The organism is Vibrio sp. 10N.261.51.A3 (assembly GCF_041471965.1).
Lineage (GTDB): Bacteria > Pseudomonadota > Gammaproteobacteria > Enterobacterales > Vibrionaceae > Vibrio > Vibrio crassostreae_C.
Map to the genome: position 1 here is coordinate 107,218 of NZ_JBFRPK010000024.1, position 25,132 is coordinate 132,349.

General features: G+C 45.6%; 16 protein-coding genes and 1 pseudogene. 9 read left to right on the plus strand and 8 right to left on the minus strand.

What is annotated here, in order from left to right:
* The first annotated feature begins 31 nt into the window (after nucleotides 1-31).
* The gene (locus tag AB4371_RS07200) at nucleotides 32-2,125 is read left to right on the plus strand and encodes a GNAT family N-acetyltransferase (protein WP_372149338.1); all 2,094 of its coding nucleotides are present in this window, start codon (nucleotides 32-34) and stop codon (nucleotides 2,123-2,125) included.
* A 419-nt stretch (nucleotides 2,126-2,544) separates the two neighbouring features.
* On the plus strand, nucleotides 2,545-4,215 hold the full coding sequence (locus AB4371_RS07205) for a DUF342 domain-containing protein (RefSeq protein ID WP_372148945.1): 1,671 nt from the start codon (nucleotides 2,545-2,547) through the stop codon (nucleotides 4,213-4,215).
* Nucleotides 4,216-4,339: 124 nt separating this feature from the next.
* On the opposite strand, the gene AB4371_RS07210 is transcribed toward AB4371_RS07205, so the two are convergent.
* The 6 genes from AB4371_RS07210 to AB4371_RS07235 form a co-directional block, all read right to left on the minus strand.
* Entirely contained in the window at nucleotides 4,340-6,454 is a 2,115-nt protein-coding gene (locus AB4371_RS07210) for a type I secretion system permease/ATPase (protein WP_017061209.1), read from the minus strand.
* Between the two features lie 18 nt (nucleotides 6,455-6,472).
* Nucleotides 6,473-8,383, minus strand: coding sequence for a LapD/MoxY N-terminal periplasmic domain-containing protein (locus AB4371_RS07215; protein ID WP_086969028.1), 1,911 nt, complete (start codon nucleotides 8,381-8,383; stop codon nucleotides 6,473-6,475).
* Nucleotides 8,384-8,388: 5 nt separating this feature from the next.
* Nucleotides 8,389-9,057 (minus strand): transglutaminase-like cysteine peptidase, encoded by a 669-nt coding sequence (locus tag AB4371_RS07220; protein WP_019823329.1) that lies wholly within the window; start codon nucleotides 9,055-9,057, stop codon nucleotides 8,389-8,391.
* Between the two features lie 59 nt (nucleotides 9,058-9,116).
* On the minus strand, nucleotides 9,117-10,508 hold the full coding sequence (locus AB4371_RS07225; protein ID WP_048660519.1) for an HlyD family type I secretion periplasmic adaptor subunit: 1,392 nt from the start codon (nucleotides 10,506-10,508) through the stop codon (nucleotides 9,117-9,119).
* A gap of 112 nt (nucleotides 10,509-10,620) precedes the next feature.
* Entirely contained in the window at nucleotides 10,621-11,907 is a 1,287-nt protein-coding gene (locus tag AB4371_RS07230) for a sigma-54 dependent transcriptional regulator (protein WP_102393781.1), read from the minus strand.
* Nucleotides 11,908-11,991: 84 nt separating this feature from the next.
* Entirely contained in the window at nucleotides 11,992-13,914 is a 1,923-nt protein-coding gene (locus tag AB4371_RS07235; protein ID WP_102393782.1) for an ATP-binding protein, read from the minus strand.
* Nucleotides 13,915-14,081: 167 nt separating this feature from the next.
* Here AB4371_RS07235 and pdxH point away from each other — a divergent pair, with 167 nt between their 5' ends.
* The gene (gene pdxH, locus AB4371_RS07240; protein ID WP_017061203.1) at nucleotides 14,082-14,717 is read left to right on the plus strand and encodes a pyridoxamine 5'-phosphate oxidase; all 636 of its coding nucleotides are present in this window, start codon (nucleotides 14,082-14,084) and stop codon (nucleotides 14,715-14,717) included.
* Between the two features lie 102 nt (nucleotides 14,718-14,819).
* On the opposite strand, the gene AB4371_RS07245 is transcribed toward pdxH, so the two are convergent.
* Nucleotides 14,820-15,602: a helix-turn-helix transcriptional regulator gene (locus tag AB4371_RS07245; protein WP_102393783.1), complete on the minus strand. Its 783-nt coding sequence runs from the start codon at nucleotides 15,600-15,602 to the stop codon at nucleotides 14,820-14,822.
* Between the two features lie 364 nt (nucleotides 15,603-15,966).
* Nucleotides 15,967-16,143 (minus strand): annotated as a pseudogene (locus AB4371_RS07250) (SUMF1/EgtB/PvdO family nonheme iron enzyme); the annotation flags it as partial.
* Between the two features lie 252 nt (nucleotides 16,144-16,395).
* On the opposite strand from AB4371_RS07250, the gene AB4371_RS07255 reads away from it, so the two are divergent.
* The 6 genes from AB4371_RS07255 (at nucleotide 16,396) to AB4371_RS07280 (ending at nucleotide 25,106) form a co-directional block, all read left to right on the plus strand.
* Complete coding sequence (locus AB4371_RS07255) at nucleotides 16,396-17,220, plus strand: AraC family transcriptional regulator (RefSeq protein WP_017061200.1); 825 nt, start codon at nucleotides 16,396-16,398, stop codon at nucleotides 17,218-17,220.
* A gap of 181 nt (nucleotides 17,221-17,401) precedes the next feature.
* Nucleotides 17,402-20,539, plus strand: a complete 3,138-nt coding sequence (gene putA / locus AB4371_RS07260) for a bifunctional proline dehydrogenase/L-glutamate gamma-semialdehyde dehydrogenase PutA (RefSeq protein WP_372149340.1) — start codon at nucleotides 17,402-17,404, stop codon at nucleotides 20,537-20,539.
* An 11-nt stretch (nucleotides 20,540-20,550) separates the two neighbouring features.
* Nucleotides 20,551-21,255 (plus strand): 1-pyrroline-5-carboxylate dehydrogenase, encoded by a 705-nt coding sequence (locus AB4371_RS07265; protein ID WP_372149343.1) that lies wholly within the window; start codon nucleotides 20,551-20,553, stop codon nucleotides 21,253-21,255.
* A gap of 149 nt (nucleotides 21,256-21,404) precedes the next feature.
* The gene (putP, locus tag AB4371_RS07270) at nucleotides 21,405-22,931 is read left to right on the plus strand and encodes a sodium/proline symporter PutP (protein ID WP_170930181.1); all 1,527 of its coding nucleotides are present in this window, start codon (nucleotides 21,405-21,407) and stop codon (nucleotides 22,929-22,931) included.
* A gap of 287 nt (nucleotides 22,932-23,218) precedes the next feature.
* Entirely contained in the window at nucleotides 23,219-24,112 is an 894-nt protein-coding gene (locus AB4371_RS07275) for a helix-turn-helix domain-containing protein (RefSeq protein ID WP_372149346.1), read from the plus strand.
* Between the two features lie 118 nt (nucleotides 24,113-24,230).
* Nucleotides 24,231-25,106, plus strand: a complete 876-nt coding sequence (locus AB4371_RS07280; RefSeq protein WP_372149350.1) for a hypothetical protein — start codon at nucleotides 24,231-24,233, stop codon at nucleotides 25,104-25,106.
* Nucleotides 25,107-25,132: the final 26 nt, after the last annotated feature.

The window sequence follows — 25,132 nt, forward strand, 5'->3', positions numbered from 1 at the left end:
AACTGTGTTTAGATGAATCTGGACGCTAACTATGACAAACCCAACCAACACTTTTCTACATACACTTTCTAATATTGCTCAGCATAACGATCACCGTTACGGCGTGGTCTTTGATGGCGATTTTGATTGGCAAAACTCTGCTGTTTTTACCTTCCTTCAAGATTCAAACACTCCGAGCATCTTCCAGGTTGGCGGTACGCCATTTGAAGGTGTGATTCATGCTCCAGTAAAAAAAGGCCAACAACTGCTTGGTCGTGAGTGCCAAGTTCTTGTTTGTGATTTTAGAGAGCAGTTCGATGCGAATGGTTTTAGTGCCGCGTTGGGTTCGTTAGTTGGTGGTGGGTTGTTGTTGGTGTTGCCGCCAAAAGTTAATGCCTCTGAAGATAGTGAAAGCTTTGGCCAACGTTGGTTAAAACGTCATTTCGATAAACTGATTTCTGTTTCACAACACAATGAAGCCGGCGATGTAGTTCAAGCAACTCACGCTCTTCCTCAGATGCAAAGCGCCCAAAACGGATTGGATAAATTTGAACAGCAAAACACGGCTGTTGAATTAGTCAAAAAAGTGGTGTCTGGACATCGTAAACGTCCTTTGATTCTCACTGCGGATAGAGGGCGTGGTAAAAGCTCGACATTGGGTATTGCCGCAGCGCAGCTGTTAGTTGAGCGTCACGGTTTTAATATTATTGTTACTGCACCTTCAGTGAAAGCGGTAGAGCCGGTATTTTCTCATGCTGGCCAAGGGTTAGAATCTTGCGAAGTGGTCAACGCTACTCACATTCGCCATCAAGGGGGAAGTTTGAGATTCGTCGCGCCAGATGAATTACTTAAATCCAAGCCCGATTGTGACCTTCTATTTGTTGACGAAGCGGCTACAATTCCAATTCCGATGCTTAAATCCATGGTCGACATCTATCACCGTATGGTTTTTTCGACCACGGTACACGGTTACGAAGGCAGTGGACGAGGGTTCGGTATTAAGTTTGAGTCTTGGCTTTCTGAGCATCGTCCGGGGTGGAAAGGCTTTAAGCTCGAACAACCGATTCGTTGGAATAGCAACGATCCGCTAGAAGCTTGGTTGTTTGATTTCTTCCTACTTGGTAATGACGCATCAGTCACTGAATCGGCGGTTGATGAAATCGAAGGCTTTTCTGCTGACGCAATCAACCAATTAAACTTGGGCGAGTTATCAAAATCAGAATGCTTGGCTAATCCTGAGCAGCTACAACAATGTTTTTCTCTTCTCGTGGATGCGCACTATCAGACCTCGCCAAATGACTTTATGCAATTTCTCAACAATCCAGCAATCCGTTTATACGCCGCTTGGCAGCAAGATAAATGTTTAGGTTGTATGTTAGTGACGGAAGAGGGTGGTTTGGACAGCGAGTTGATTACTCAAATTCAACTTGGAAAACGCAGGCCTCAAGGTCACCTTGCCTCTGTATTACTGGCAAACCAATTTGGCTGTACTCAGGCGGCGACCAGTCGGTGCCTTCGAGTTATGCGCATTGCTGTTTCAGCACGTCATCAAGGTTTGGGTATTGGCCGTTGGATGTTGGCTCAGTTATCACAGCAAACCAGCCAAGCAGATTATCTGGCGACAAGCTTTGGCGCGACCAGCGAATTGATTTCTTTTTGGCGTGGTAGTGAATTTGAAGCTGTGCACATCGGCCACCAGCGAGATCAGGCCAGTGGCTGTCACTCGGTTCTGATGGTTAAGGCGCTTAACTCAAACTCTCAAGGCTGGATAAACCAAGTTCAAAATCACTTCGAGCGTAGCTACTGTTTTCTTGTTTCAGGTTCTTTGGTTTCACTTGAAACCGATATGGTGCGAGCTCTGCTGCCAAAGAGTGTTCACACCGTTAGTGAGTTTGAAACTCAGTTAGTTAGAAATTACGTGAACGGTGGCAACAGTTATGATGCGATCAGCTTCAGCGTACTGAACTTGATTCTACTCAGTAACGATCGAAACATAGGTATTTCTGACTTACTCATCGCAAAGGTTGTTCAGCAGAAAGAGTGGGGGACTTGTGTTGAACAGTTTAATCTTGTTGGTCGTAAACAAGCAGAGATTCAGTTTCGTAAAGATGTCGATGTTTTGCTAGCAAATTTACAGTGTAAATAGGCTAGCCATCATTTAAATAGACTGACCGCTACAAATTAGATTTACAGTGTAAATTAGAATCTTGGATTTACACTGTAAACTGAAGCTCCATATTCAAATCCGTTTTTACCCTGATTATCTGTTACATCACTTCTGTTTCATCTCTCCACTACAGCCTTTAATCTTCTAAAGCTATTCGCCTTTACTATCTAGCCCTACATCGAATCAACATTCAATCGCACGAAATATTCTGAAAAAATTTTCCTATGTATTTGTAAAGGCGAAGCAGATCATAAAATGTGTAAGTCTTATTTATGAGTCATGTTTGCAGAATCGAAAGTAAGTGATGTGACGCTGATTATTCTAATAATGTGATACTCAGCGCAGAATGAATTATATAGACTGAATAACAACTGAGTCATTAGGGATACTCAATTCGAATGTGGGATAACATCGTTACATTGTCGGAAGACAAGCAACAAGTAATGGCATGTCTGCCAACCGGGACTGTGGTTGACGCAAGCTTTGATAACAAGACGCTGCCACCAACCTTGGAAGCTTTGAATGCATCAAACTATTTTCTTTTCGAAGAAGAGGTGTTGCGTTTCGTTACTCTTGCTAAAGAAGGTAAGGGTGAAGCTTATGAAGGAATCTTGATTGCTGAAGTTCGAAATGCCACTGTTGCGGTCGAACTGTCTGATGATGAGATGTTGGCGAGTCTCGTGGTCACTGGTCCCTACAATGGACACCCACTGCGTGGTAGCGACATCATTCAGTGCTTATCTCTAGCTCAAATAACAAAAGGAATAAATAAGTTAGCGCTCAGAAAAGTTCTGATGATGAGTAGCAAACTTAAGCCCGGGGAAAAGTTTACTCAGCCCGTCGCTAAAGGGACACAACCAGTAAAAGGTAAGGATGCTAAGTTTGCCGCTTTGGTTGAAGATATTACTCGCCAAGTCTTGAAGCCTCGCAGCAAAGACGAAGGCAAGATTGATATGCGAGACTTGGGACAAACCATTACCGTTGGTCAAAATGATCACTTAATGAAACGTACCCCCGCTACCAAAGGTATCGCTGGCTTTACCGTTCAAGGCCGAATTATCCCACCGCTTCCTGGGCAAGACAGTTTAATCAAGCCAGGAAAGGGCACCTACATCTCCCCTGAAGATCCCAATTTACTACTCGCCTCACACCCTGGATTGCCCATCATTAAAGATCGAACCATCGAAGTGGATGACGCCTTATGTGTCAGCAACGTCGATGTCTCAACTGGGCATGTTAAATTTAAAGGTAATGTCTTCGTCTCTGGCAACATCGAGCCGGGGATGATCGTCAAGGCGACCGGAAGTGTTACGGTTGGTGGCTTTATCGAATCGGCCGAAGTTCAAGCCCAGGGGGATATCAAAGTCGCCAAAGGCATTATCGGCCATACGACTAAAGAGGGGGAGCCAAAAAGTTGTAAGGTATTCAGTAAAGGCTCTATCACAGCAAGCTACGCACAGAATGCTGAGCTACAAACGGCCAACGACCTTAGACTTGGTGTGCACAGTATGAGTAATGACATTCGCTGTGGTAACAACCTTATCGTGATGGACAGTTTGAAAAAACACGGCACGCTCAGCGGTGGTGAAGCCAAAGTCGGCGGGAAAGTAGAATGTGTCTTCTTAGGTGTTGAGGGAGACACCGCAACTAAAGTACATGGCTTTGCGCGCTACGATGGTTACCGACAAAAGCTAGCCGAGCTGAAGGAAGCTTATAAACACACTCAAGAGCAAACCATGGGTGTGATTCGCCAAGAGTTAGAATTTAAGAAGCGCCCTAAAACCGAGAGAAGCGAAGAGCAAGCCCTAGAAATAGAGCAGCAACGTGAGAAGAATAACCTCGCAATAGAAAACACAAAGTCGCAGCTAGATACACTCGAAGCGGAGTTTGCAACCAACCTTGCTGAATGCACTGTAGAGGTACACGAAAAAGTGTATACCCGAGTGACGATTCAATTTGGTGATGAGACAGTCACAACCAAGCGAACCCATGGTGGAAGTGTTTTCTCATTCAACCAATACGAGATCCAATGTTCATTCAAGATGGAGCAAGAGGATATTGCTTTGTAGACTTTTGTGCTGAACACAAAGTTACGTATGGTTAAGGTGCCGATACTGACAAATAAAAAAGGGGAGCTGATGCTCCCCCTTTTGGTTTCTACTGATAATTATTTATTTAGGTGGCTTGAGCGCTCTAACTAACGGCTCTAACTCGACCTTGTTTAAGGTCTGAAAGAACCTGTGCTTTAGGACCATCTGCAATGATGCAGCCTTTCTCCATTACGATCACTCGATCGACAATGTCCAACATCGACGTTTTGTGTGTAATCAGAATTAACGTCTCGCTTGGTAGCAATTGGTTAAGTTGGTGTTTGATGTGCATCTCTGAACGGTTATCCATAGCACTGGTCGGCTCATCCATCAACAACACTGGCGGACGGCCAAGGAAGGCTCTAGCAATGGCAATTGACTGACGTTGTCCACCAGACAGCAAGGCACCACCTTCACCCACTTGGCGTTCCAAACCTGCAGGATCTTGTTGAGTAAACGCGGTTACCCCTGCACGGTTTGCTGCATCCATCACGTCACGGTCATCCACCAAAGGACGACCTAAAGTAATGTTGTCTCTTACTGAACCGTAGAACAGGTTACTGTCTTGCGGAACACAACCTATATTGCGTCGTACGTCGACATGATGCAGTTGCTCCATATCCGTATCATCAATACGTACATGGCCTTCTGTGGGCTTGTACAGGCCCATAATCAGACGTTCTAGTGTGGTTTTACCTGAACCAATACGACCAATGATTGCTACTTTCTCACCAGGACTAATATTGAGGGTTAAGTCTCTAATTGAAGCCACTGGTGAATCTGGGTAGTGGAACGTCACTTTATCTAGCGCGATATGGCCCTGAATAATCGGACGGTGAATGTAGCGTTTACCTTCTTCTTGTTCATCAGGCATCGACATCACTTGCTCAATCAGAGTCATTGATGACTTTGCTTGGTTGTAACGAGTCGAAAGCAAAGACAGCTGAACAAGCGGGCCAATCGCTCGGCCGCTCAACATGGTTGCAGCGATCAAGCCACCCATCGTAAGTTCACCTTCTGCAATTAGATACACGCCAAAGATGATCATACCAACGTTAGTACTTTGCTGAACAAAGCCGGCGGTGTTTTGGATGCTGTCAGTGATGCGTCGACTTTTGATATTCCAATTCGCCATGTGAGCAACGGCTTCTTCCCAACGGAATTGGAATTGGCTTTGCGCACTGAACAGCTTAACCGTCTCTAACCCTGCCAAACTCTCGATTAAGTTCGCGTACTTCTGCGAAGCAAGACGAGAGCCTTCCTCAATGGTACGGCGCAGTGGACCTTGGATTAGCAATGCATAGACGATCAAAATGACCACGCCAGCAACGGGAACAAACACAAGGTTTCCAGCCATTAACCAAATTAGCGCTAAGAACATCAGTGCGAAGGGGAGGTCGATTAACGAGCCAATGGTTGCAGAGGTAAAGAATTCACGAATGGATTCGAACTCTTGCAAGTTTTTAGCGAAAGCACCGACAGAAGCAGGCTTCGCTTCCATACGAATCCCCAGTACTTTACTGAACAGTTTGGAGGAAATGAGAATATCGGATTTCTTACCGGCAACGTCAATGAAGTAGCTGCGCATCAATTTGAGCAGCAAATCGAATAGGAACACGACAAAGATACCACTTGCCAGCACCCACAAAGTTTCAAAGGCGAGGTTGGGAACTACCTTGTCGTACACCAAGCGTGTAAACATCGGCGCGGCAATCGCGAAGATGTTGATAAGAATGGAGGCAATCAACACATCTCGGTAGATGTTTTTAGATTCCCAAATCGTGCTCCAAAACCAATGCCCTTTACGTGTTTTTAGAACTTCTGGTGAACGTTCATCATAACGGAACTGTTTCTTTACCAAGAAGTAGCGGCCGATGAATTGTTCTTTCAGCTCTTCGACAGGAATGATGATTGGCACCATTCCGCTTTCCGCAGTAATGATTTCCGCTTCTTGCTTCTCTAAATCGATACTGTTGAGAACGCACGCCTCACCTTGTTTAAGTAGTAAGACCGCAGGCAGTATCAGGTGAGGAATCTTTTCTAAGTCGGAACGGTTTTCTTTTGCCACTAATCCTGCTCGTTCAGCAGAGCGTGGGAATAGGAAAGGGGTTAGCTTTCCATCGGATAGTGGTAGCCCATTGATCAACGCTTCGGGCGAGTTAGCTAACCCGTAATACCGGCTAACGTAGATCAGTGAGTTCAATAGTGGATCTTGCATGTGATATAACCCTTACAACTATTTATCAACAATGAAGCCTTGGAACACTTCTACGTAGTTATCAGACAGAATATCTAGCTGAGTCTGAGTTTCTATTCGAGACGCGATGGTGGTGACGCCTAGGTTGTGAGCGGTTCTAGAGATCGACGTTAAGGTAAACTTCTGTTTTTCGTCATCAAGGTTATGTGTGAACAGGTAATCTAGCTTCACATAGCTTGGACGGTATTCGTTGATGTAATCCAGTGATTGGAAGTTACGTCCGTAGTTATCGACACCAAACACCGCTTCAGCGTTGCGAATGGTGTTACACAAAAGTGCCGTGTAGTGCGGAACGTTGATGAAGCAGTTTTCTGGAATCTCAAAGTGCAACAGGTGAGCGATTGAAGCATTCTGTTCAAGCGTCTTACCGATCCAACGGATGAAGCTTGGTTGAGAAATGCTGCTTGGTGAAATGTTAATAGCGACAGGGCTGGTTACTTCTTTTGCATTGAGCTTTTCAATCATCTTCTCGATAACGTATTGGTCGAGGATGTGGCTCATTTCAAGCTGTTCTAGCGCGTATAGATACTGGTTAGCACCGTAACGCACGCCATCTTTTTCAATCGCAGAGAACACCTCTTGGTGATACGTTTTACCAAAGGCATTGTTTGCAGCCTGCAAACGGAAGGTAATGAGGTCGTTGATGATCGCTTCTTCAACCAACATACGCCATTGTTGTTTGCCCATCACTGCGCCGTGATCGTCTGCGGTTACGTAGCCGTAAGCAAGTTCTCGATTCGCCTTGGCACTTGAAAGTGCGTTATCCACCAGCGACATGATTTCAGTACTGGTTTTACGCGTGTTGCTGTATGTCACACCAAGAGCAATGTGTGGGTTCGCAGTGCCTGTTGGGTCTGAACCTAGGCTCTGGATACAGTTTACGATGCTGCTCGCGACAAGTTTCAGTTCGCTCTCATCAATGTTTGGCATGATGAAACCAAATTCGTCACTAGAAATACGAGCGATGGTGATGTCTGGTGATGAAATTGAAGCCTGTAGCTGTTCAGCCAGTTGATGAACCAAGGCATCACCTTCTTGATAGCCCTTTTCATCGTATTCTTCACTAATAAACTCCGCTTTAAGTACCGCTAAACCACCTAAGCTCGACTCCTCTAACCATTGAGTTAACTGAGACATGTAGTAAGCACGGTTACCTAGCTGAGATACAGGGTCGATATATGCTCTTTCACGTAACTTCTGAGCTTCTTTCGCTTGGTTTTTAAATGCCAGTTCAACTTGAGTCGACATGTGGTTGATACCATCGACAACCAAGGTGAGATCTTTTGTCTTTGGACGAGCCAGAGGTTCGCCAAACTGATTCTTGGCGATCTGATCCATCTTGGTAATGATCAACGAGAGCGGGCGTAAAGCGCGCTTAAGGATCCAAGAGATAGACACCAAACCGAGCAAGAAGATCGTGCCAAATATGCTCAGTAAGCGGATGAATGCTTGCCAAAGTTGATCGTAGGCAGGGCCTGGGTGACTTACTATCTCGACCTCGGCCAATTGCATCCAGCCACTGGTGATCACGCGGCGGTCATGAACAGGCTCGAACAGGTTTAGGTTGGTAAACCACTCTGGTACGCCAGTTGGCTTTACAGGGTATGAGCGGAGAATGTCTTCACCGCTATCGAGAAAGATCAATCGAACGACTGAGTAAGAACTGCCATCAAACAGGGCGTTGATAACAGACTCCACTGCCACCTTGTCCTTTTCTTCTAGGTAAGGGGCGAGAGCCAGTCCAACAGTATTAATGGTATTACTTACCTCAGAGCGTTGCTGCTCCTCTAAGTATCCACGGGTGGTATTGAATTCGATCATAAAAACTGACGTCATCAGCAGTATGAACACTGCAACCATCCCGACCACAAGCTGTTTATATAAAGTCATTGTACCTACTCATCGTAATTGATAATGGGTTTGTTTAATTTTAGAGAGCGCTCACGTGAACGTAAGTCGTTCCATAAGCTCAATCTTGAAGATTTCCCTGCCAACTTGCCGCTGCCTGCTGCCGACTTGATCAACCAAAGGTTTTTACCGTTAAAACTGTAAATTGGTCTTAGATCTGGGCGTTTGGAACCGCGTTTAATTTCAGGGTTTAAGTTGTCCAAAATTAATGGCTCTGCACTCGGTGTTGAGTAGTAAGCTAACACCATGTGGAACTGGTTTAGTTCCAGTGCTTTTACGTACACTAATCGTAATTTCTTATCTGGGACGCCCAGTTCAAGCAAAGAGAAGTATTTTGCGATTGTGAAGTCTTCACAATCACCGGCGTTGCTGCCTAAAAATTCCAGTGGTGTTGCCCAGTAATCATTCTTTCCCCACAGTATGTTGTCATCGACAAAGTACATCTGGTTGAAGAACTGGTTCACCGACCTGAGCTTCTCTTTTTCACTTAATCCGTCGTATGACGTCATATTTGAGCGCCATGTTGCCACTCGCTTTCCGGCTCTATCGCCGTAGGTTTTGGTCACTGCATCTATCCACCGTTGGTCGCTCTTGTTGAGCGCCACAGAGGTGAAAGAGGTGAGGACCAGCAGCAATAGCGAAATCCGAGACTTCATAGCCTCTGCTCTTGTCTATTTGCTGTGTATTGAAAGGCGTTATCAAACATCAAACGTCATTACTCTTTTAGTGCATTGTTTTGAGCGCTTAATAGTGGCTTCAACATGTACTCAAGCACGGTTCTTTTACCCGTGATGATATCGACAGAGGCGGTCATACCTGGAATGATTGGCAACTCTTCGTTCTGTCCAAAATTGTGTTTTTCGGTGCGCACGCGCACGATATAGAAGCTATTGCCTTCTTCATCTTGAGTGGTATCGGCACTGATGTGCTCTAACACGCCTTCTAGACCACCGTACTTAGTGAAGTCATAAGCACTGAATTTAACGATGGCAGTCAATTCTGGGCGTAGGAACGCGATATCTTGCGGGGCGATTTTCGCTTCAACCAATAGAGAGTCTTCTGTTGGTACAATCTCAACGATGTCCATACCCGGTTGGATAACCCCGCCGACAGTATTAATACCCAATGTTTTAACGGTGCCTGTTACAGGAGAAACCACCACGGTACGGTTTACTCTGTCTTCTAGGCCAACGGCAGATTCGGTCATTGCAGAGAGCTTGTCTTGGGCTTGATTGAGTTTTTCTTGTTGTTCGGAGCGGAAGTTCAGTGCGGCGTCAATACGGCTGAGCATGGATTCTTTGATTGCTGAGCGTAGCAGAGGGATTTTTAGCTCGCTTGAGGTCATTTCTCGGCGAGTGTCGTTCACTTGTCTTTGCAGTTTAAGTAATTCAATTCGTGGTACCACACCTTCATCGGCGAGGGGTTTGGTGATATCCAGTTCTTGGCGAGCAAACTGGTAACTCTGTTTTAGGTTGCGAACCCGCGCCTTAATCTCAACTAGGTCTTGCTGTTTCTGTTCAACTTGTTGATCAAAAACAGAAAGTTGGTTTTTTAGGTTATTCAGATCTTGACGATATTCGGCTTTTTGGCGATTAACCAGTTTAGGCTGAAGCTCGTAGAATTTTGGTGGAAAGGCGAGTTTACCGTAATCAAGCAACACGCTTTTTTTCCACTCTTCAACAGAGAACTCTTCGTTAATGACGACACTGGTTAATGAAGCGGATAGCATCAACACGTTGGCGGTTAAGTTCGCCACTTGTTGTTCACGTTCGCGGAAGTCCGAACGGAATCGAGTGTCATCGATCAACAGTAGCTGCTGACCTTTCTGAACACGTTGACCTTCTTTAACTAAGATCTCTTTAACTAAGCCACCTTCAAGGTTTTGTACCACTTGGATCTGAGAGGAGGGGATCACTTTGCCTTGGCCAACGGTAACTTTGTCGATCTCTGCCCATGCAGACCACCCAATAGCAGCAATAAAAAACAGAACGATCACCCACAACATAATTCGCGCACTGGTGGGCGTATTGAGGAGTAGTGCCGCTGTTTTATCATCGACATACTCAAGCTCGGTCTCGTTCAATTTGCTGAAATTTTTCTGACTCATAACAGTCCTTGTTCGCTAAATAAAAGTGCAAGCCTATTGAGTGTATTCTTACTTTTGATAAATGTTAAGATTTTGCTCATTTAAATCTTTGAATTTATATATTTTTTAAGACTTATCGGTTCTTGAAATCTGTTTTATCGAGTTGGTGCTTTCTTAGTTTGTCATACAGTGTTTTTCGCGACACCTGCAGCTCTTGTTGTACCTCTTTTAAACGACCTTGATGGCGATGTAGCGCCTCAATCAAGATAATTTGTTCAAAGCTATCGGTGCGTTGGTTCAACGACTGTTGTTGCTCTTCAATGCTCATATCGAGTTCATTTTGCTCATCAGTATCGCTGTCGAGCGACGGCTGCTTAATTTGAGTCAGCACTCTGAGTTCAGCATGTTGGCGAAGCTGACGAATGTTCTCCGTCCAATGCGTTGCAATGAGTCGCTGCATCTCTTTTTCTGTAATGACGGGTGGCGGCAGTTGATAGCGACTGGCTGCACCACGAGCAAAGTGTTTGAACAAAGAGCCAATATCTTCCGTTCTTTGCGCCAAGGGTAGTAAATTAAACCGGCGTAGTTCACCTGTAATTGTAGTAGGAACTACTGTAGTTGCGATAATGATACAAGTTGCATTGGTCTTGCATGAGTTTTCATGAAGTAGAGTGGGTTTTAGAGCGGCTAACCATAGCCATTGCTGCGAAGTTAACGCTTCTGTTTCATGGATATAGAGTGTTCCACCTTGATGCTTTAAGAACAGTTGCAAAACAAACTGATGGAATGTCGCTTCGTCACTGCGTGGCAAATTAAACGCCGCGACAGGGCAAAGCTCCGCGGTTTGATGACTGTGTAAATCATGGGTGTATTGTGCAGTGACCCTTTTCCCCGTCCCTAAATCACCAACAAACAATAGAAGTGGGTTAGTTTTGGTATCTAGGGTGATCAATTCTCGGCGCAATGCCTGCATTGATGGTGATTGACCAATCAGTTTCGGGCCAACCTGATTTTGCATTGCCAACTCTTTACGCAATAGGTTGTTCTCTTCAACCAGTGCGAGCTTATCTGCGGCTTTTTTAACGGCAGTGAGTAGGGCATCGACCACAAATGGCTTTTCCAGAAAATCGTAAGCACCGGCTTTCATCGCTGATACCGCGGTTTGCACGTCACCATGTCCGGTAAGTACGATGACCTGAAAATGAGGATTTTGGCTCAGCAACTTTTGCGTTAATTGAATGCCATCCATTACCGGCATGTGAATATCGGTGATGACAATTCCGGCTTGCGTGGTATCTATTTTCTTTAATGCCTCAATAGCATTGGGAAAGCCGACGATATCGATACCTTCAATGAGCATGGCTTGTTCTACCGAGTCTCGAATGGCGGGTTCATCGTCGACAAAATAGAGTTTAGGCATAGAGTGCAAAAGCCGATTCCTTAGCTGTAGGTGAGATTAGCAGTATGTGAGATTCGTTTTCTAATCAACGATAACAACGGCGTGTTAGCCCTTATCGTTATATAACGGGATGTTTAGCGAGAATACCATGCCTGAAGGCTCTAACCGGTTCGCGCTGATCGTGCCGTGATACGCTTCAATAATCCGTTTCGATATTGAAAGCCCTAGCCCTAAACCTTCCGGTTTGGTGGTAAAAAACGGGTCGAACAGCTGTTCTAGCTTATCGTTCGGCATGCCAATTCCGTTATCCCAAATGATCAGCTGACAAGAGTCATGATGCAGTTGCCATTCGATGCCTATCTGTGGGCTAGCCTGTTGGTCAACGCTTTCCAGGTTTTGTTGCTCCTGCAAGATTTTGTGTTCAAGAACTTGTTGTTGCAGCGCTTGAGTCGCGTTGTGAATCAGGTTCACTAGTACTTGCTCGAGTTCGGTTGGATGAATCGCAATATTGATGTCATCTGGCACCGTGCTTAGCCTTAGAGTAATGCCTTGCTTGATCATCAGCGCACTGAGAATGCTAGTGGCGTTATTGACCGCTTGATGCAGGTTCGCCACATGATGTTCTTGTTTGGTGACCTTGCGAGTAAAGACTTTGAGTCGCGCGATGATGTCGGTAATGGTGTTGTTGAGGCCAATCATTTTCTCAAGATTGCTTTTCACTAAATCGGTTCGTTCCATTTCCAGTAGCTTTAAGCTGTTTTCACTGTAGGTTCGCAGTGCTGCAAGTGGTTGGTTTATTTCGTGGTTAATGCTGGCTGACAGCTCACCGAGTACCGCTAGTTTCGCGGTTTGTGTCAGCTCTTGTTCTGTCTGTTTCAACTTCGACTGCGACTCTTGGTATTGAAAAAGGGTTTGTTGCAGCTGCTGATTGGATTGCTTCAAGTAGTGAGTGCGTTTATCAACGGTTTGCTCTAGGTTTTGGTTGAGTCGGGTCAACGCCACTTTCGCGAGATAAGTCTGGCGCCACGACCAAGCGATGAGCATCACCAAGCTGTAAATCACCACGAAGATGACATCGATCTGCAAGATTTTAATAAGTTCAGCTCTGGTCTCTTTTAGGGCAACAACTTGGTACTGATTGTTGCTGATGGTAGCGGGGTAAAGATTAAATGCACCAAGCTTGAATAACTGGTTGGCGGTGAGCTCTTTTCGGATTTCATTGGATTGAAGGTTGCTAGATTGATTGGCGTTGCTAGTTTCTGATTGAGAGCTTGAAGAGCGAAAGGCTTCGATGATCGAAATTTCGCTTTGACCGTATTGGCGTTGAAGTGCGATATCCGTTTGTTGTTGCTGAGTTAGTGGCAACAATGAATGGTAAAGCCATGGAGCTTGGCTTGATAGAAAGACCACTTGGTTAGAGTCGAGTACTACGATCTCAAAATCGTCGCTGGTTAGGATGTTTTCGAGATTTTCTAAGCTCACTTTTACGGTGATAACGCCAACAATTTCCTTGTCGATATACAGAGGTGAAGACAGAAAATAACCGCGTACGTTCGAACGAGCGCCTAGCGCGACATATTGTGTGTTGTTACCTTGAATGGCAGAAGCAAAGTAGGGACGAAACGAGAAGTTCTCACCCACAAAAGTGCGAGGCTTTTGGTAATTACTGGAAGCGACCACAGTACCGTTCGGATCGTGAATATAGATGGTGTCGGCTTGGCTTTGATTCGACCATTCAAATAGCAATTGATTGAGCTGCGCAGCGGAAATCTTGTCTGCTTGTGGTGATGAGTCAAAATAAGAGAGCAAGCGCGGGTCATGGCTGAGCAAATCCGGGATCTGTTTGAATTTATCCAATTCAGAGTCGATTTGTAGATTGGCTTTACTTGCTGCTTCATCGAGTTGCTGAGTGACGATTTTTTCTTGGAATTGCACTGCCATAAAGTGGGTTGCGGTCAGCCCTGCAGCTCCCAATAACAATGAGAATAAAACAAAGGGTGTCATTAGGTTAGGCAGTATTTTGGTCACTCGGATCTCAGCTTGTCATCGGTTTGTATAAAGATTATCAATATGATGGAGAGAGTACCGAGATCTTGTTAACACAGAGCACCTTCTGTGAGTCAAAACCATGGCTTAGACTTGTGTTTCAAAGGATTACGGCGCAAAATCACAAAAAAATTTAAAGGAGCAACCAAATGGAACTGACAGATATTCGTCGCGAATACGCTAAGGGTGGATTGAGACGTAAAGACTTGGCCGCAGACCCGATTGAGCAATTCAATTTATGGCTAGAGCAAGCCATTGAAGCGAAGTTGACGGACCCTACTGCCATGACAGTTGCTACGGTTGATGAAAATGGTCAGCCATTCCAACGCATTGTTCTGCTGAAGAATGTGGATAAAGACGGTTTCGTTTTTTACACTAACCTAGGTAGCCGTAAAGCGCACCAGCTTGAGCACAACAGCAAAATCAGTTTGCACTTTCCTTGGCATCCACTTGAGCGACAAGTTCATATTACGGGCACGGCTGAAAAGCTAACGGCTATGGAAAATATGAAGTACTTCTCGTCACGTCCAAAAGAGAGCCAATTGGCCGCGATTGCAAGTAAGCAGAGTAGCCGCATCTCAGCGCGTGGGATTTTAGAAGGTAAGTATCTAGAGCTTAAACAGAAGTTTGCCAAAGGCGAGATTCCCGTGCCTTCTTTCTGGGGTGGTTTCCGTGTACGTGTAGATAGCATTGAGTTTTGGCAAGGTGGTGAACACCGCTTGCACGACCGTTTCTTGTTCTCTCGCCAAGACAACAGTTGGGATATTGATCGCCTAGCGCCTTAGGCTTTTTGATCGCTTAGCTGCTTAACAGATCTAAAAATGCCGTTGATTAGACTTATCAAATCAACGGCATTTTTTTGTCTGCATTTTCAGATGAACAGTCAATCAGTTACTGTGCAGAACAACGGAGATCTGTTTTTTGAGCAGAGTTTCTGGGATCACTGAGCCCAATCCTGAATCCAACGCATACTCAATCAATTGGCTTTTACTGCGTGCATCAAACTTCTGTTTCAATCTGGCGACATGACCTTCGACCGTTTTGATTGAAATGTTTAACGTCGACGCGATGTACTGTGGTTTCTTGCCGAAAAGCAGTAAGAACAGTACCTCTGATTCTCTCGAAGTCAGCCGCTTTTGCAGCTTAGACACGCGCGGCTCTGACCCCGCAAGCGATGCCTGATCGCCTTTTGTTCCTGTGGCCTGACAAACCCAATGACCGACCTCTAAGATCGCGGTATCAGTAAGCTCTTGGCCATAGAAGATGGTGCCTTGGACGTTGTCGTCGTCATCAAGCCATGGTGTTTTAGTAAAGATATGGGCGTGCCAGCGTCCGTCTGGATAGGGGTGAATATCGAGAATCTTAAGGGTACTGCGTGTATCCATCACATGTTTGTCTTGAGCTCTGAAATCTTGTGCGCACTCAGTGGTTTGACTGGGCATGTCGAAGTCGGTCAAGCCAGTACAAGTCTCATTGGGTTGTAAGCCAATCAATTGGTTGTAAGCGAGATTGGCGTACACGAAGACCGAGTCAGTATCTTTGCAGCCCCAGCAGCCTGGAAGTTGTTCGAATAAAGAACGATGTATGGAGTTGAGTGGATCTGGCAAGGTTTTATCTCGTAATCTGAGGTATGGAAATGATATCAGTTTCTTATAGCGCTGCAATGGCAATTAGAGTACGAAAAATAAGGGGTGACTGACAGTTAAACGGACTGTTGATTAACTGTGTCAATCACGGAGAATCGATGGGCATAAAGGGTGATAATCAGGCAAAAAAAAGCCAGCCTGAAGAGGGGCTGGCTAAAGACAAGATATGCCTTGTCGACATGTAGAAGATTTTCAGTCTAATTTACGAGGGTCAGGTAAATTAAACTGAGGCATCAATTTGATACCCAGAGTGACTTACTACTCTATCGACGAATCTACTCCTAGGAGTGCTTATGCATAAGGGGGGAATTCCCCTATAAATGTTGCTCAATGTGATAATTGAGAACCTAGAGTAAATATTTGGGGTTCTGAGCCTATGACTGGGAGCCTACAGCTCTCGTACTACTCGGAATCCTAGATAGTTCGCTGCCGTTGAAGGCGGTACGTACAGTTCGTTAAACACTTTTGCTTCTTCAGGAGAGAAGCTTCACGCGCCACCTTTCGCTAGGCCTTTCTGAACGGTTGTCCATTCCCATACATTACCCACCATGTCGTAGAAGCCTGTAAAATGTTTTTCGTGTTCGTGTTCGTGTTCGTGTGATTGCTTGTGAAGCCCCTAAATTCGCCGGAACGATTGGTTTTACAATGCCCGTAGTTTGTACGCTCTTGATCATCTTTCCGGAGGCATGATCAAGATGATCGCGGTAATGATCTTCTGTTTATGGTGAGGAAATGACTCTCATGATCATTTACAAATTCATCTTGTGCAGATTTCAGAGTATTATTCTCACTATGTCGATCTGAGTACTTTGCTGTCATGCCAAAACCTTTACCCTTTCCAAACCTAGACTTGTCCCCGCTAGGCCTTACTGGCCCTCGCCCTGCGGAGATCATTACTTTGCCTTCGCATATGGATTGTCACGATCACCACTATTCGCAAGTCGTGATTGGTTTAAATGGTCAGGCGGAATTTGAAGTTTGCGGTAAAGGTAATCTTATCGGGCCGGGTCAAGGTTGTGTGGTAACAGCGAGCTCTGATCATGCTTTCGGTGGGGTGGTTGGTCAGTCGGATATCCTAGTGCTCAATATGCCTGTGCCAACCGATGATGACCCTCTAATGTTAGAGAAGATTAACCAGTTAGAATCATCGAACGTCTACTTCCAATTAGACGCGCAAATTCAAAAGCTTATCCATATGTTGGTGCAAGAAATGCAGGCGAGCCCGGATGATCTATTGTTAAGCCGTGCCTGCAATGACACGGTGATCGCTCTGATGCAAAGGCACATATCGGCATTTGAAACCTCAATTAAAGACTCGCGTTTTGATCTTGAAGCACTGGATCGCTACATCGAGCAACACCTCGCGAATAAGATCTCTGTCGCTCAGCTTGCGGGCAGCGTGTTCTTGGGCGAAAGCCAGTTCCATATGCTGTTCAAAGAGCAAATGGGCATTACCCCTCACCAGTATGTTCTTGGTAAGCGTATCGATCGTTCTCGCCGTTTAATTGAACAGGGTAACCTTAGCCTTGGTCAGGTCGCAGAACTGGCTGGTTTCTCCGGTCAATCCTCTTTTACTCACACCTTTTCACGCCTTCAAGGCATGTCTCCATCCCAATACAAAAAGAAAATTTCTGTTAAATAGTGAAACAAAACGGCATATTATTTTAAAGTTTCATATGTGACGTTGTGTTTGTTTTGTTAATAAAGCGAGTTTTTAGCAAAAAACTCGGAGTTTTTGACAAGTAATCCTTATATACTCTAAATACACTGCAGCCATTGTAGAGATCCCGGGCTAATTCCGGGTGTGAGATTAAGGAAAACGCATGTTTACAGCTACTGATGTGTTAAAGCCAGAATTCAATGAGCAGTCGCTTGCTGATCTTTGGACGCTTATCTCACCATTATATATGGTGGATGAAACCCAATGGCTAGAGCAACTTCTGCCGCTAGCTACCCCTTCTGAGTCTGAAAAGCAGCAAATTACAGACAAAACGACGTCGTTGATTGAGTCTATCCGTGCGGATAAAACATCTATTCAGATGATCGACGCCTTGTTGCTTGAATACAGCTTAGATACTCAAGAGGGCATCTTGCTAATGTGTCTGGCGGAAGCCTTGATGCGTATTCCTGATTCGGCAACCGCTGATGCGTTGATTCGCGACAAACTTAGCGTTGCGGATTGGAAATCTCACCTGAAGAATTCTGACTCGGTTTTTGTTAACGCATCAACTTGGGGCCTAATGCTAACAGGCAAGGTGGTTGGACTTTCATCGAACGAGCAGAGTGCTGGACAAGCGGTTAACCGTTTAGTGAACAAGCTTTCTGAGCCGGTAATTCGTAAAGCGATGCACCAAGCGATGAAAGTGATGGGTCACCAATTTGTTCTTGGCCGCAGCATTGCTGAAGCGCAAAAGAACGGTAAGTCTATGCGTGATAAAGGTTTTACCTACTCATACGACATGCTAGGTGAAGCGGCACTGACCACTGCTGATGCAAACAAATACTTCAAAGATTACCTAATGGCGATCGAAGCCGTAGGTCGAGATACGTATGTCTCTTCAAAATCGAGCCCAGCACCATCGGTATCTATCAAGCTTTCTGCGCTTCACCCACGTTATGAAGTGGCGAACGAAGACCGCGTATTGACGGAACTTTGCGATACGTTAGAACAGCTATTGCGCCGCGCAGTAGAGCTTGATGTTGCAATTACGATTGATGCGGAAGAAGCGGATCGCCTAGAGCTTTCTCTTAAATTATTCGAAAAACTGTACCGCACTGACCTAGTAAAAGGTTGGGGGAAATTTGGTCTGGTTATTCAAGCTTACTCAAAACGTGCACTTCCTGTTCTGGTTTGGCTAAACCGCCTAGCGAAAGAGCAGGGTGATTTGATCCCACTTCGCTTAGTGAAAGGTGCGTACTGGGACAGCGAAATCAAATGGTCACAGCAGGCTGGTTTCACTGATTACCCAGTTTACACACGTAAAGAAGCGACAGACGTAGCTTACCTTGCATGTGCACGTTACCTATTGAGCCCAAGCGTTCGTGGCAATATCTTCCCGCAGTTTGCGAGCCACAATGCTCACACGGTTTCTGCTATTGCAGTAATGACCGAGCATAAAGACTTTGAATTCCAACGCTTACACGGCATGGGTGATTCTCTTTACAACCATGCGATGGAAGCTTACCAACAGTCAGTACGTATTTACGCACCGGTTGGTAGCCATAAAGACTTACTGCCATACCTAGTACGTCGCTTGCTAGAAAACGGCGCAAACAGCTCGTTTGTACACCGTCTAGTTGATGCACGTTGCCCAGTGGCAGAGCTGACTCAACACCCTGTCGATATGCTTCTGGCATTCGATACATTGAACAACACTAAGATTCCTCTGCCTCCAGCGGTATTCCCTGAGCGTAAGAACTCATACGGTGTGAACATTGATATCGAAAGCGAAGCGCATCAGTTTGAAGAGCAAGTAAAAGGCTTCTTAAACAATCAATGGACTGCTGGTCCTGTGATCAACGGTGAATCTCTTGCCGAAAGCATGATCAAGGCTGATCAGAACGTTGAGCAGGTGACTGCACCTTATGATCGTCGTATTAATGTGGGTCAGGTGGCTTTCGCTAACCTTGATCATGTTTCCGCAGCGATCACTGGCGCAGATGCAGCATTCGCTGATTGGAACGCAACATCGGTTGAAACCAAAGCGGCAGCGCTTGATAAGCTGGCTGACCTGATGGAAGACAACCTTGCTGAGCTGGTGGCAATTTGTCATCAAGAAGCAGGTAAGACGATTCACGACAGCGTTGATGAAGTGCGTGAAGCGGTCGACTTCTGTCGTTACTACGCAAAACAAGCGGATAACCTACAAGGTTTCGAACTAAAAGGTTTTGATGGCCAAACACGAATTGCCTCACGACAAGGTCGTGGTGTGTTCGTTTGTATTAGCCCTTGGAACTTCCCTCTAGCGATCTTCCTTGGCCAAATTACAGCAGCTTTGGTTGCGGGTAACACGGTTGTGGCGAAGCCTGCAGAACAAACAAGCTTGATTGCAGCTCGCGCAGTGGAACTGATGAATGAAGCGGGTTTCCCTGCTGGCACGATTCAGTTGCTTCCTGGTCGTGGCGCTGAGATCGGCAGTGCGCTAACTAGCCACGATGCGATTGCGGGTGTTGCCTTTACGGGTTCAACACCAACAGCACAACGTATCAACGTGTCATTGGCAAGTCGTAACGCTAAGCCTGTTCCGTTTATTGCGGAAACCGGTGGTCAGAATGCGATGATCGTAGACAGTACCGCACTGCCTGAACAGGTAGTTCGTGATGTGATTCGTTCGGCATTCGCTTCAGCAGGTCAACGTTGTTCTGCACTGCGTGTGCTTTACATCCAAGAAGACATCGCAGATCGTGTGATTGCATTGATTCACGGTGCAATGGACGAGCTGAGTGTTGGCATTCCACATCTTCATAAAACCGATGTCGGCCCTGTTATCGACCAAAACGCGAAACAAAAGTTGTTGGCTCACTTAGAAAACATGACTAATACCCAGAAGAAGGTGGCTCAACTTTCTCTAGGTACGGATTGTGAACATGGTGACTTTGTTCCACCAAGTGCGTTTGAAATCGATGACATCAGCTGCTTGAAAGAAGAACAGTTTGGCCCTGTGCTGCACATCGTTCGCTTCAAAGCGAGTGAGTTGACACAAGTAGTAGACCAAATTAACCAAACTGGTTTTGGCCTAACTATGGGTATCCACAGCCGTAACGAAACAACTTACCGTTGGATCGAGAAACACATTCGTGTGGGTAACTGCTACATCAACCGTGACCAAGTGGGCGCTGTTGTTGGTGTTCAACCATTCGGCGGTCAAGGTTTGTCGGGTACTGGCCCTAAAGCGGGTGGTCCTCACTACCTATACCGCTTTACTGATGTTCATTTTTCTCAATCACAAGACAAGGCATAAGGAGCAGTATCATGGTTCATCAAGTGACAGGTTTTTCTGATGCTTTGTTAGCGTGGGAACAATGGAATCTTACCGACTTTGATCATAAGAGTGCTCAGATACTTTCATTTAAATCAGAGATCGAAAGCCAATCTGCGCCTTTGGCAGCGGTGGCGACTTATCATCTAGAGCAAGCGTCTGCGCTGCTTTCTGAACATCATCTAATGGTGGGTCCTACGGGCGAAACCAACGAGTTGTATGCCGCTGGCCGCGGTGTGGCTTTGGTGATTGTTGATGATTGCGAAGAGAAGCTGCCGGCACTGCAAACTGCAACAGCGATGATTACTGCAGCACTATTGGCAGGTAACAGCGTTCAATTGTGCAGTGATGACGTGCAGTTCAACACCTTAATTGCTGATGCCGCGAAACAAGCGAATCTACCAACCAACTTAGTACAGGTTTCATCGTACGACGCTGCTCAACAGCTGCTGTCTTGCGATGTGCGAAGTGCAGGTTACGTGGGTAATTCACAAACGGCACAAGCTATCAATTTACAGCTTGCTAAGCGTGACGGTGCAATCGTCGGTTTAGTGGCTGAAACGGATCTGGCGACAATGAATGTTGCTAATGATCCACACCTATCGCTGCGCTTCATTACCGAGCGTACGCGAACTATAAATATAACAGCCGTGGGCGGTAACGCGACCTTGCTCGAACTTGGAAGCGAAGCTCACTAACCTTCAGTAAAATTGGCTCTAAGCACTTTTGGTTTCTCCATTGTTGGTTTTTTCCATTTTTGGATTTAACCCATAGTGCTTTAGAGCCTGAATACCTAACTCAATGCATTTGCTTGCCTTTACGGTGAGTGCCTTGCATTGAATTAGGCATGGAAGGCTTTCTACAAAATGAGGACTATCAAATGATAGAAAACAGTTTTGCAATAACGACGACGTTCATTGCGTATCTAATTATGATGCTAGCGATCGGTGTTATTGCTTACAAACGTACATCTAACTCAACAGACTACTTCCTAGGTGGTCGTTCGTTAGGCCCATGGCCTGCTGCACTTTCTGCTGGTGCATCAGACATGAGTGGTTGGTTGCTACTTGGCCTGCCTGGTTACGCTTACGCTGCTGGCTTTGAGGCATTCTGGCTTGCTGGTGGCCTACTGGTTGGTACTTGGGCAAACTGGTTAATCAGTGCTAAACGCCTACGTACTTACAGTATTACAACTGAATCACTGACGCTGCCTGAGTTCCTATCTCGTCGCTTCAACGATAACTCTAAGCTGATCCAAACAATTTCTGCTTTCTTTATCCTTTTATTCTTCCTTTTCTACACAAGCTCAGGCTTGGTAGCAGGTGGTAAATTGTTTGAAACGGTATTTGGCCTAGATTACACAACGGCGGTAATTATCGGTACCGTATGTGTGGTTTCGTATACCCTGTTTGGTGGTTTCCTAGCGGTATCTTGGACTGACTTGGTTCAAGGCCTACTAATGTCTGCTGCGCTATTGATTGTACCAATCGCAGCAATGAACGGCGGCCTTGGCCAGCTATCTACTGATCTTCACAACATCAACCCAGAGCTACTCACGCTATGGAATGATGCGAAAGGTGAGCCTCTTTCTGCTATCGCGATCATCTCGCTAGCAGCATGGGGTCTAGGTTACTTCGGTCAGCCACATATCCTTGCTCGTTTCAAAGCAACGCGTAGCAATAAAGACCTAACAACCGCGCGTCGTATCGCGGTGGTATGGACTGCACTGTCTATGATTGGTGCAATGCTGGTTGGTCTTGTTGGTCTAATCTACGTAACGAACTCTGGCGCGCCTAAGTTAGACGATGGCGAGAAGATCTTCATGCTTCTTGTGAACGCGATGTTCCACCCAGTAATCGCAGGTATCCTACTGGCGGCAATCCTAGCGGCAATCATGAGTACTGCGGATTCACAACTTCTTGTTTCTTCATCTGCAATGGCAGAAGATCTGTATAAGCAAGTTTTGAAGAAAGACGCTACGTCAGAAGAGATTGTTCGTGTAGGCCGTTTCGCGGTTATCCTAATCTCTCTGATTGCACTTGTACTAGCGATGACGCCAGACAGTTCAGTACTTGGCCTTGTGTCTTACGCATGGGCTGGTTTTGGTGCTGCATTCGGCCCAGCTATCGTATTGAGCCTGTACTGGTCTCGTATGAACCGTAACGGCGCTCTAGCGGGTATCGTGGTTGGTGGTGTGACGATTGTACTTTGGAAACAGTTCACGGGCGGTTGGTTCGATGTGTACGAAATCGTACCGGGAATCATCCTATCGACTCTTTCTATCGTTATCGTGAGCCTAATTACGGGCGAGCCTGAAGACGAAGTTAAGAAGCAACACGCTGAGTTCGAGAAGAACCTCGTTGAGCTAGACTAATTTACATTGTAAAACAGATGTGAATTAACAAAGAACGTTAGCTAAAAAGCAATTGTAAAAAGAAATTGAAAAATAAAAGCAATAGAGTCACTTCGGTGGCTCTATTTTTTTGCCTATATCTAAATGCTTTGACCTTGTGTTGCGTCTGGCAAGTTGAGTGTATTGAGCATGTTTACCTTGTTGGTGACGCTGGCTAAGTCATACTTCTAGGCTCAGAGCATTTCCGTTCCCACTGCGATACATTACTCTTGCTAAGAGCCGTTGAGTAAATGAATAGGAAGTTAATAGTGCCTCAAGTAATCCCGAATATTGGCTTTAACCATGAGAAAACGGCGCAAGCTGAGCTGGATTTGGTGCCCTTGTCTCGGCTCTATTCAGAAAGCAATATTAACCACGATCCTCAATTGCCACATCGTGTCAGCTTCTTCCTGATTCTGTTTATCGAGCAAGGCTCTGGTACGCACATGGTCGACTTTGAGGACTACCCTTTTAACCAAGGGAGCGTGTTGTTCATTCAAAGAGAGCAGGTGCACGCCTTTGATTTTAGTAACAAGCCACAAGGCACTGCGGTTTTGTTTACTCAAGCGTTCTTAGACAGCGTTCACGCTAATATGAAGTTGCCAAACTACACGCCTACTCACTTGAACAAGGCGCACTCGGCACTGTTGTCACTAGACGAGTCCCACCAAGAGCGGACGCAAAGTATTATTCAGCAAATTATGATGGAACTGAATCAGCCAGAATCCGATCCCTTGATTGTGATGTACTTGTTCTCAGCACTAGCTCTGATTCTTCATCGCCTACGACCAGAAGTGAAGCAAGATGCTTTGAGCTTGCAGCAGAACATTAAGTTTGCCCGCTACTTTGAGCTTCTTCAAAACAACTACCAGCGTGTGCGCGATGCAAACTGGTACGCCAATCAAATTAACACCACCTACAAGACGTTGAACCAAGTGTGCAAAGTCGCAACGGGGTTAACTGCTAAGCAGATCATCGACTCTTTTACTGTTTTAGAAATGAAGCGTCAGCTGGTGGTAACCAATATTACGTCTCAGAAAATGGCATCGGATTTTGGGTTTGAAGACGCCAGTAATTTCGTTAAGTACTTTAAAAATCATACTCAGATGACGCCTAGTGAGTTTCAAAAGAAGTACTCCAAGCCTTCCCTCTCTGAATCGTGAATGGGTCGAAACGAATCATCTAAGGTTCGATATCTACCATTTTTCTGCCTAAATCCACTCTGCCGTGAGCCTCTCTCGTTGACTAATATAGTTTCCAAGCCAACGAGAGGACTCAATAATGAAAACAATAAATAACACATTCAAATCAACACTACTAACTGCTGGCGTACTTGCTGCTTCTGTTGTTACCGGTTCTGTGGCTGCACAAGAGCTGTCTATTCAAGAAAAAGCGGTAGCGGTCATTTCTAGCATTGAAACGGGTGATGCAAAAGCGGTGAGCTACATTAACCCTGAAAAGTACATTCAACATAACCTAGTGGTAGGTGATGGCTTAGCGGGCTTTGGTGAAGTATTACAAATGCTTCCAGAAGGTTCAGCGAAAGCGCAAGTGAAAGCGCAAGTGAAACGCTCATTTCAAGACGGTGATTTCGTAGTAACACACACTGAATACAACTTCTTCGGCCCTAAAGTCGGCTTTGACGTGTTCCGTTTTGAAGAGGGACAGATAGTTGAGCATTGGGACAACCTGCAAGAAATTGCTAAGCCAAACGCAAGTGGACGAACTCAATTAGATGGTGCGACTAAAGTCGTAGACCTAGAGAAAACGGATCAAAATAAACAGCTTGTCGATGGGTTTGTCAAAGACATCTTGATCGGTGGTGATATGGCGAAGATTAATAACTATATCGACAATGAAGACAGTGCTTACTTACAGCACAACCCAGGTGTAGCCGATGGCCTAAGCGGTTTGGGTGAAGCTTTGGGGGCGTTAGCGGAAGCGGGCATGCCAATGGTTTATACCGCTAACCATAAGATCTTGGGTCAAGGTAACTTTGTGTTGTCGATCAGTGAAGGCCAATTCATGAATAACCACGTTGCTTTTTATGACCTGTTCCGTGTTGATAACGGCAAGATCGTTGAGCACTGGGACACCATCGAAACCATTCCTGCGCGCTCAGAGTGGAAAAATGACAATGGTAAATTTGGCTTCTAAGTTGGAGTTACCCTATCTGGCAGGGT

Bases quoted from the DNA above. Each gene is read 5' to 3' on its own strand.
- putP (WP_170930181.1), top strand. From the start codon at position 21,405: ATGGAAGGCTTTCTACAAAATGAGGACTATCAAATGATAGAAAACAGT.
- AB4371_RS07280 (WP_372149350.1), top strand. From the start codon at position 24,231: ATGAAAACAATAAATAACACATTCAAATCAACACTACTAACTGCTGGC.
- AB4371_RS07255 (WP_017061200.1), top strand. From the start codon at position 16,396: ATGCCAAAACCTTTACCCTTTCCAAACCTAGACTTGTCCCCGCTAGGC.
- putA (WP_372149340.1), top strand. From the start codon at position 17,402: ATGTTTACAGCTACTGATGTGTTAAAGCCAGAATTCAATGAGCAGTCG.
- pdxH (WP_017061203.1), top strand. From the start codon at position 14,082: ATGGAACTGACAGATATTCGTCGCGAATACGCTAAGGGTGGATTGAGA.
- AB4371_RS07230 (WP_102393781.1), bottom strand. From the start codon at position 11,907: ATGCCTAAACTCTATTTTGTCGACGATGAACCCGCCATTCGAGACTCG.
- AB4371_RS07225 (WP_048660519.1), bottom strand. From the start codon at position 10,508: ATGAGTCAGAAAAATTTCAGCAAATTGAACGAGACCGAGCTTGAGTAT.
- AB4371_RS07210 (WP_017061209.1), bottom strand. From the start codon at position 6,454: ATGCAAGATCCACTATTGAACTCACTGATCTACGTTAGCCGGTATTAC.
- AB4371_RS07200 (WP_372149338.1), top strand. From the start codon at position 32: ATGACAAACCCAACCAACACTTTTCTACATACACTTTCTAATATTGCT.
- AB4371_RS07215 (WP_086969028.1), bottom strand. From the start codon at position 8,383: ATGACTTTATATAAACAGCTTGTGGTCGGGATGGTTGCAGTGTTCATA.
- AB4371_RS07265 (WP_372149343.1), top strand. From the start codon at position 20,551: ATGGTTCATCAAGTGACAGGTTTTTCTGATGCTTTGTTAGCGTGGGAA.
- AB4371_RS07205 (WP_372148945.1), top strand. From the start codon at position 2,545: ATGTGGGATAACATCGTTACATTGTCGGAAGACAAGCAACAAGTAATG.
- AB4371_RS07220 (WP_019823329.1), bottom strand. From the start codon at position 9,057: ATGAAGTCTCGGATTTCGCTATTGCTGCTGGTCCTCACCTCTTTCACC.